At 60.2% G+C, this 2,565-nt stretch carries 4 protein-coding genes; all 4 read left to right on the top strand.

Annotation, left to right across the window (positions count from 1 at the left end; translation table 11 throughout):
• Nucleotides 1-128: 128 nt before the first annotated feature.
• The 4 genes from GGD88_RS18310 (at nt 129) to GGD88_RS18300 (ending at nt 2,031) form a co-directional block, all read left to right on the top strand.
• A complete protein-coding gene (locus GGD88_RS18310) occupies nt 129-401 on the top strand; it encodes a DNA -binding domain-containing protein (RefSeq protein WP_184438212.1) in 273 nt (90 codons plus the stop codon).
• A gap of 134 nt (nt 402-535) precedes the next feature.
• Nucleotides 536-706 (top strand): transcriptional regulator domain-containing protein, encoded by a 171-nt coding sequence (locus tag GGD88_RS19470; protein WP_221237237.1) that lies wholly within the window; start codon nt 536-538, stop codon nt 704-706.
• Nucleotides 660-1,250, top strand: coding sequence for a DUF2285 domain-containing protein (locus GGD88_RS18305; RefSeq protein WP_184438209.1), 591 nt, complete (start codon nt 660-662; stop codon nt 1,248-1,250). Before GGD88_RS19470 ends, GGD88_RS18305 begins: the two co-directional genes overlap by 47 nt.
• Before the next feature lie 448 nt (nt 1,251-1,698).
• Nucleotides 1,699-2,031, top strand: coding sequence for a hypothetical protein (locus GGD88_RS18300; protein ID WP_184438206.1), 333 nt, complete (start codon nt 1,699-1,701; stop codon nt 2,029-2,031).
• Nucleotides 2,032-2,565 lie beyond the last annotated feature (534 nt).

The raw sequence follows: 2,565 nt of genomic DNA, 5'->3' as shown, positions 1-2,565 counted from the left end.
CGGGGCCTCCCTGGCAGTCTGTGTCGTGTCGCAACTACCAGTGTGTCAGACCGTCCCGTTGTCCGCCCCTCCCCGATTTTCCGTCATGAACCTTAATCATTTGGGCAAGGCCCGCCAGGATCTCTGCAATGACCCGCACTCCCGAACCGCCGATTGTTGATGCGCCACCAGCGGCGGACTGCGTAACCCTCTACGACCGGGAACATCTGAAACTGTACGTCCGCCTCTTGGACGCCGAGAACTCTGGCGCTTCGGTCGCCGAGGTCGCGAGAATCCTGCTTGGCATCGATCCCGAAAGTGAGCCGGAACGCGCCGAACGGGTGCATGCGAGCCATCTCGGCCGCGCACGCTGGATGACCGAGCACGGCTACAGAGACCTCCTTCAACGCGGGCTCCCCTGACCAAAAAGCGACAAGGTGATGCGTCGCGCGCATCACCGAATGCCGCCCCGAGGCCTAGGCAATAGCAACCTGAGACCGAAACTCTTGCGGCAGGGCGCCCTGTCAGTTGTGCGCTCGCTGCGAGGAGTGCGGCCATGTCGCGGGACTGGCGCGATGATCGCGCCTACGACCATTTCGACAGCCTCGACGTCTCCGGGCTCGCCTGGGAATGCCTGAGACGCAACGAAAACTATCGCGCGGACTATGCGCGGATGCGACATGGCGGAGGAGCGCCCGCTGATTGGGGGTTGCGATTTCCCCGTTGATCCCGACATCGCCGCACCCAGCGCGCACGTCTTCTGGAGACCGGAGATCGCGTCGGCCGTCGTCACTCTGGTCGCCGCGCTGCCAGACCTCGGGCTGCGATCCCTCAGCTTCGCCGACAACATCGCGGACCTCCGCACGGATGACCGGGGCCTCTTCTGGATGCGCCTTCAGAACGGCGCCGTTCTCGTCGGCGCCGACACGGACACTGACGCAGAGTCGCTTGGCGTCCTCATCCCGCTGGACGAAGACTGGCCGATCCGTGTCGCCGCCGCCGACCGCCTGCGACGCCGGCTGATCGAGCGCACGGCCGATCCGCCGCTAACGCGCCAGCAGCGCGAACGTCTTAAGCGGGCGCTCCGCACCGTCGACGGCCGGCGCGACGGCGCCAGCTATCGAACTGTCGCCACCGTCTTCTTCGGCGCCCGTCGCGTCGCTGAGGAACCCTGGAAAACGAGCTCGCTGAAGGCGCAGGTCGCACGCCGCGCCGCGCACGGACGGATGCTCATCAACCATGGTTACATCCGCCTGCTAAAAGGTAGGTGATGTGATCTGGGCGTGCCATCAATGGTTTCGGAATGCGAAACTATGAGATTCGATTTGCGGCATTGTAAATGATTATTTGTATGAACCTACGACCTTACCGTCGGGATTGGCTGAGGTCTATTTTGCGAAAATCTTCATCAATATTTGTGAGCCAATTATTTTTCTGCTTTTTTTACATCAGCATCTTCCGAAGAAGCCTACGCGGCCGTGTATCCATCGGGCATACTTCCCCCATGATGAAAGATGCAGGGTTACGCATAAGGGTTCAGCGCGAGCTAAGGGAGCGATTTCTCGCTGTCTGTCAGGCGCAGGACAAACCTGCCGCACAGGTTTTGCGTGAGTTCATGCGCACATATATCGCCCAATACGACACTAGTCCTCTGGCCAGCAAGCGGGCACGGATGTCGACGGCCACAAATCGTACCGGAGCATCATGACGGTTGGGAGGATGGTGAAGAAACGCGAAAATCCACTGGAAGAGCTACAAAAGGCCCGGGCGGAATCTGACGCACGCCGCAAGCAATTGCTTGAACGGATGAAATCTCAGAAAGCCAAGCCGAAACCGGTTTCTGAGGCAAAAGCGCAGGCACAGGGACACTCCCGCGAGAAGACGCCTGCGCTCGATGTCAGCGCCGTCATGACCGCTGCGCGGCTTATACACCTGATGCAGCTTGAATCTGGTCTTGGCGAACCCGCAACGCTGAACCGCCCGACGCTCGCGCTTCTCGAGCGTTTTTTCGAGGTTCTTTCGAGCGGCGTAAGCGCCAGCGTTTTGCAATAGCCGTCGGGTCCTCGCGATGTGTCTCTTCTACACCCTCTGACAATGGTGGCGCTCCTTAGAACTCCTGAGAAGCGCATAACGGGGGACTTTGTCTGGTGCGAACCGGCGCTGAGCTGCCGCACCTTATACTTCCCGTGGCGCGGTGGCGCATTCTACGCCGGCCAACGGTACCTGCTGCGACGTACCGATCTCACGGACTGGAACAAGTTTCATCTAACGCGCCGCAGCGTGCAACCGGATACGGAGCCCACTCTTGAAGACAAGCTCCATGAGACCATAGGCCATCTGAATCGCCTTCGTTATCGCGAAACGACAAAGCCCCATCTTGCGCACCCCGCGCTTTCCGAACTCTATCCTGCCTTCACGGCGGCAGGCGGCGACAGTCCTGCACCTTTCTTTGCGCGCGCCGAGAACGAATTGTTTGGCAGGGTGCGCTTCGCAGGGGAATCGCATTTGAGAAATCGGGGTAGCGGTCGAGCTTGAAATGGATTCTGTAGGGGACTCCCTTGCATCAAGTGGGAGGCCCCATGTCCT

It is taken from the genome of Roseospira goensis (assembly GCF_014197795.1).
GTDB classification, from domain to species: domain Bacteria; phylum Pseudomonadota; class Alphaproteobacteria; order Rhodospirillales; family Rhodospirillaceae; genus Rhodospira; species Rhodospira goensis.
This window is presented reverse-complemented; position numbering and strand designations above follow the sequence as displayed.